This is a genomic window from Limnospira sp. PMC 1279.21 (assembly GCF_032349615.1).
GTDB classification, from domain to species: Bacteria; Cyanobacteriota; Cyanobacteriia; order Cyanobacteriales; family Microcoleaceae; genus Limnospira; species Limnospira fusiformis.
On the sequence record NZ_JARPLU010000012.1, the window covers coordinates 48,607 to 54,393 of the forward strand.

At 43.8% G+C, this 5,787-nt stretch carries 3 protein-coding genes; 1 reads left to right on the forward strand and 2 read right to left on the reverse strand.

All coding sequences use genetic code 11. The features are described from left to right. Positions 1 to 201: 201 nt before the first annotated feature. The gene (locus P5683_RS03510) at positions 202 to 1,344 is read right to left on the reverse strand and encodes a SpoIID/LytB domain-containing protein (protein WP_006670779.1); all 1,143 of its coding nucleotides are present in this window, start codon (positions 1,342 to 1,344) and stop codon (positions 202 to 204) included. Positions 1,345 to 1,566: 222 nt separating this feature from the next. On the opposite strand from P5683_RS03510, the gene P5683_RS03515 reads away from it, so the two are divergent. Beyond that, positions 1,567 to 3,723 (forward strand): Tex family protein, encoded by a 2,157-nt coding sequence (locus P5683_RS03515; protein WP_315641097.1) that lies wholly within the window; start codon positions 1,567 to 1,569, stop codon positions 3,721 to 3,723. A 26-nt stretch (positions 3,724 to 3,749) separates the two neighbouring features. Here the strand turns inward: P5683_RS03515 and P5683_RS03520 are convergent, their stop codons facing one another. Beyond that, positions 3,750 to 5,474: a hypothetical protein gene (locus tag P5683_RS03520; protein ID WP_228116350.1), complete on the reverse strand. Its 1,725-nt coding sequence runs from the start codon at positions 5,472 to 5,474 to the stop codon at positions 3,750 to 3,752. Positions 5,475 to 5,787: the final 313 nt, after the last annotated feature.

Genomic DNA, 5,787 nt, shown 5'->3' on the forward strand with positions numbered 1-5,787 from the left:
AATAATTAATAATGAATTACCGGGGATAGGGCGGGTTTATTTATCCGGTCGTGGGAAGTTGAGTTGACACCGGAACCCGCCCCTACAATTGTCAATTGTCAATTAATTACCGGGGATAGGGCGGGTTTATTAATCCGGTCGTGGGGAGTTCGGGCCCCCACAATTAATAATTATTAATTATTAATTATTAATTATTAATTATTATTGGACTTGGATTCTAGCGAGAGTTGTATTTCGATAATAATGAGCGAGAATTTGCTGATAATTATATCCAGCATTAGCTAAACTATAAGCCCCCCATTGACTCAAACCCACACCATGACCAAAACCGCGACCAGTGACTACAAAATTGCCAGAAGCATTGTTACGATCCACCCTAAATCTGGTGCTACGCAACCCCAAAGCCCTAGCGATCTGCTCACCGCTAATAGTGCGAGTTCCGCCACTTCCGACCACTCTCATGGAAATCACACTTCCAAAAGCGGAGGTTCTTTCTGGTGTCATAGAGGAAATTTGACCAACTCCTGAAATGCGGTTACTAAGGTCATTAGTGGAAAAAGTCCTTGTCCATTCAAAGACGGGAGAACCACTATCAAAATCTGGAACCCCCCGCAGGTAGGGTAAGGGATTTTCCCAGACATCCTCAACATTTTCGGTGTGACCCCCAGAGGAAGAATGGAAAACAGCCAAAATCACCCGACCATTGTAAGTTAACACCTGACCTGCTGTCGCCCTAACCGCCGTCTGAGTCCCTGGCGACTCCCCAGACACACCGCGATAGACCTGATAGGTTTGAGTATCCCCCAAATCATAAATCTGACTGCTATTATTTTGGCGCTTATACAGTGCATAGGTCCGCGCCGCCACAGCTTGGGCTTTCAGGGCTTCCTGGGGCCAATTTCCCCCCATTTCCGCCCCTAGGACACTGTAGAGATACTGATCGAGATCGACATAATTAATAGCCATTAGCCCACCATTGCGCTGGACTAATAACACCCGCCCCCGATACCAATTATCACCTATCCATACTTTGCCATTTTGGGAGGGTTCGACCCAAATTTGACCTGCTTTCCATTGACTGAGGGATACCTGACCAGATGCAGATTGGGCGACAGTTGCGCCCATATTGGGAATTTGTCCCAAGACCCTACCGCTACCGTCGCGCACTGTTGCTGGGGTGGAACTTCCGACTTTAATTTGATTGCTGTCAGTGGTTATCGCCACCCGCATTAACACGGAAGCGGCTGCTGGGGACATCATCAGCAGCCACAGCAGCAGGGATAGCCAGCCATAACGCTGGAGGGGACGAATCAAGAGTGAAACCAAAAATATTCCTGAACTCATATCTTAACTATCAGATGTGGGAGATACAGCTTGTTCACCAGTCGCTTAATACATTGCCCTCACCCTAAATCTGGATCCCAGAGAGGGAGAGGGACTTTGAGAGGTGATCAGATGATTTCTGAACAGGCTCTACTGACCTTGACTGTACTATTGGCGAGGGTAGCATTTACAATAATTTTGTATACCAAGCTCAGGTCACAAAATCAAGTCGGTTCAGATTATATGCTTAATATTACTCAAATTCTAGTTCAGGAACTTTCGTTAAAACGGGTTCAAGTTGAAAATACATTGGCATTATTTGCGGAAGGGGCGACTATTCCATTTGTTGCACGTTATCGCAAAGAAATGACGGGTTCCCTTGATGAAATTCAACTGCGGACTCTGGCGGAAAGATATAGTTATTTAACTGAACTTGAGGAACGAAAAAATAGCATTTTGGAGGCGATCGCCTCTCAGGGAAAACTCACGGATGAACTCCAGACCCAAATTGATAACTGTTTGTTAAAAACGGAACTTGAGGATTTATATCTTCCTTACCGTCCCAAACGTCGCACCCGCGCCACTATGGCTAAGGAAAAAGGATTAGCACCCCTAGCTGAGTTGATTAGTTCCCTTAACCAACCCCAAGCGCCCAAGGTTTCCCTAGAGTCAGAAGCGGCTCAATATATCGATGCAGAAAAGGGGGTTAAAACGGTGGCAGATGCCCTGGCTGGAGCCGCCGACATTTTAGCGGAACAGGTGGCAGAGACGGCACATTTAAGGGCAGATGTGCGCGATTTTTTAATCAATGATGGTGCGTTTGTATCCAAGATTAAAGATGATTACCCAGAAGGTTCGACTAAATTTGAAATGTATCGGAATTTTCGGGAAAATGTGATGGATATTAAACCCCATAACCTGTTGGCATTATTCCGGGGAGAAACTGAGGGGGTTCTCAAGGTGGATTTAGATTTTGATGAGTCTTTGGTGCTGCATCATTTGGAATCTCAAGTTATTCGCATTAAAAATAGGGAGATTCGCCAGTTTTATCAGGATATGATTAAAGATGCTTTTAATCGTCTGATGAAAAATTCATTAATTAGTGAAATTAGGAGCGATCGCAAATCCTACGCAGACCTAGAATCTATTAAGACGTTTGAAGCTAATTTGCGGGAATTATTACTATCTCCACCAGCGGGAATGAAGCCTACTTTAGCTATTGACCCTGGTTTCAGGACAGGTTGTAAAGTGGCGTTATTGTCGGAAACTGGCAAGTTTTGCGAATATCAGGCAATTTTTCCCCACCAGTCACAGTCACAACGTCAACAAGCGACCAAAACGATTCAAGACTTAATTAAAAAGTACAAAATCGCATTAATTGCTATTGGAAATGGTACGGCTGGACGGGAAACGGAAGAGTTTGTTAATCAGGCGATCGCCTCTTTAGAATCTCCACCTATTACGGTAATGGTAAACGAGTCTGGTGCTTCTATTTATTCGGCGAGTGATGTCGCGCGGGAAGAATTTGCTGATTTAGATCTGACAATTCGGGGGGCGATTAGTATTGGTCGCCGCCTCCAAGACCCGTTAGCAGAATTAGTTAAAATTGACCCCAAATCGATTGGTGTCGGACAATATCAACATGATGTTGACCAAAAATTACTCAAGAAAAAACTTGATGAAACGGTAGAAAGTTGTGTCAACTATGTGGGAGTTGAATTAAATACGGCTTCCCAACAACTCTTAACTTTTGTGTCTGGAATTACTCCCACTATCGCCCAAAATATTGTTAAATATCGCAATGAAAATGGGGCATTTAAAAATCGTAAACAGCTTTTAAAAGTGGCGAAATTAGGGCCGAAAGCCTTTCAACAATCGGCGGGATTTTTGCGGATTCGTGGGGGTGTTAATCCCCTAGATAATACGGCGGTTCACCCGGAAAGTTATTCGGTAGTTGAACAAATTTTAGCGGATGTGGAAATCCCTTTAAATGCGATTAGCAAAACTGCTGAAAAACTCAAAAAAATCGACTTAAAACGCTATGTAACAGATACGGTCGGCTTACCTACCCTCAAGGATATTATCGCCGAATTAGAGAAACCTGGACGTGATCCACGCGCTGAGTTTAAATATGCTACTTTCCGGGATGATATTAAAGAGGTGTCGGACTTAAAACCGGGAATGGAGTTAGAGGGAATTGTTACTAATGTGGTTAATTTTGGGGCTTTTGTAGATGTAGGAGTCCATCAATATGGGTTAGTTCATATTTCCCAATTAGCCGATCGCTTTGTGGAAGACCCTCAACAAATTGTCCGGGTCGGACAGGTGGTGAAAGTCAAGGTTTTGGAAGTCAACGAAAAGTTAAATCGGATTAGTTTATCGATGAGAATACGCAGTTAAACTCAGACTTACCCCCGGCTGCTTCCCTACCATTGGACGATCGCCAAAGGTTCTGTTAACACTTGGTGATATTCCCGTGAGAGTTGCTGAAGATATTGTAGACACATTTCTGACCTTTCTAGGTTGACAAAATAGCTAGAGTCAACATCTTGGTAAAAAATCGCACCTTGGTTAATTATATCGATTTGAGGATGTTTAGATATGGGAACAATTAGGGGGGTGTCTAATTCCGAGGGAATGAACCCGACGGGTAGTTGACCTTTGAGGATAGCTAAAATCTGAGATTTACAGCAACGAGTATTCACGCCTCTTTCTTCTAAACGAGTCATCACCTCTGGGATAGATAAAGGTAAATCCCCAAACACTCGCAGCAGTTCACCCAACAAGAAATAATCCCCATATTGTTGGCTAGAATAATTCAACAATTCGGGAAATAAAGGAAGTCTGGCTAAACCTTGGGCGATCGCATAATTACACCAAGATTCTGGGTCAGTAATTGAGATTATACTAGCATTAGGTAACTTTTGGCGTAGCCATTGACTCAACACCGACCATGAACCGTTACCACCCCGACAAATCGCCCTTTTAATTCCGACGGTCGAAACCCCAACTTTACTAATCAGATGATTGAACTCTCGGTTGAGGTTCTTCACAAAAGGAACTAACACGCGACGATCTAACTCATTAGCGGTAACTTTGACTTGATTTTCCTGTAGAGAAATAGTCACATTTTTGCCAGCTTGTAAACTGGGTTTTTGGGATTCTATCGCATCGATTAAAGCTGATAAAACTAACTTTTGTTGAAGGCGATCGCGGTGAGTGCGTTGGGATGTTCCCGGAGTAGGTAGGACTAAATAGGAACCATCCCAATCAATCATATTTTCGGCGCAAAATTGACAGATAATATCCAAATTTACATCATAGCCACCATAGGTCACACTGACACCAAAACAGTCAGCATAAGTTAAATCATGCTCCTGAGATATTCCCATCACCATTAACTCGGTGGTAGCAGCACCAGCATCAATAATTAAGGTAGGTTCGTCTATTTTCGGTTCCCATTCACTTAACCAAGTAGCGATCGCATCTTCCACCATCCAAATTTGAGAGGGACTCTTGACCAAACCCGCCGCCAAAATGGTTTCCCGCACATTAAAACCATAAGCATGGGAAGCCTGAGTCGGACATCCTACCACCACCCCGGATAAACTCATATAAGCGGTTTTGAATTCCTGATCAGTTAAACCATTAGCACCAGATTGATAGTTTTTCGGTAAAGTCAAATCACCATCTTCGCTGTCTATATTGTCACCCCCACCTTGAGGAGAAATAGTCGATAATAGCAACTGTAAAGCCTGCTTAAACGTCCCTAAAAATAACTTTTGGGTTGGGGATACCTGAAGCAGGGGACAGGGCGCATAATCCTCACCAAAATGATGGGGGATAGCCCAACTAAGATAAGGTTTAAATCCTTGTAAAACTTCTGTTTCCCCTATTTCGCCGCCGGATTTTCGATGCAAGTAGACGCGACTGGGAAGGCGAAAAATGCGATCGCTCTCCTGAGAATCACTCAGCCAATATATAGGGTAAACAGCCTCAGTCAGGCGATCCAAAAGTGCGGCTGATATTCCGGTCGTCCCCACCTCCAGCCCTAGATACCATCGATTTGAGGAATCGTCCCCAAGCGTCGATACAACAGATTCTTTTCGGGGTAAATCCGATCCCCCTAGGCTTGGTGTTTCTGATGTCACTGTCCCGGCTGATTGAATGTTTCCTCAGTATATCTCAGGATGATCACAAAAAACTGGGAATTTTTCCCTAGGCGATCGCACTATGGCGACAGTTGCTGCTATGATCCTTCCTGTTGGTGATGAGGAGCAAGAATTTAATCCAAGATTTGCTTGACATCTTATGACAATAAGGTACAATACCCCAAAAGATTCGCAACTCAATAATGAATATACGATAATGAATATACGGTCAAACCCCAGACCATGCCAAATTTCCCTGACGACATACTCATCAAGTCGGATTCTTCATGGTAAAATCCAATCATGCGTGCGT

Coding starts and splice junctions, on each gene's coding strand:
- P5683_RS03515 (WP_315641097.1), top strand. CDS start 1,567: ATGCTTAATATTACTCAAATTCTAGTTCAGGAACTTTCGTTAAAACGG.
- P5683_RS03510 (WP_006670779.1), bottom strand. CDS start 1,344: ATGAGTTCAGGAATATTTTTGGTTTCACTCTTGATTCGTCCCCTCCAG.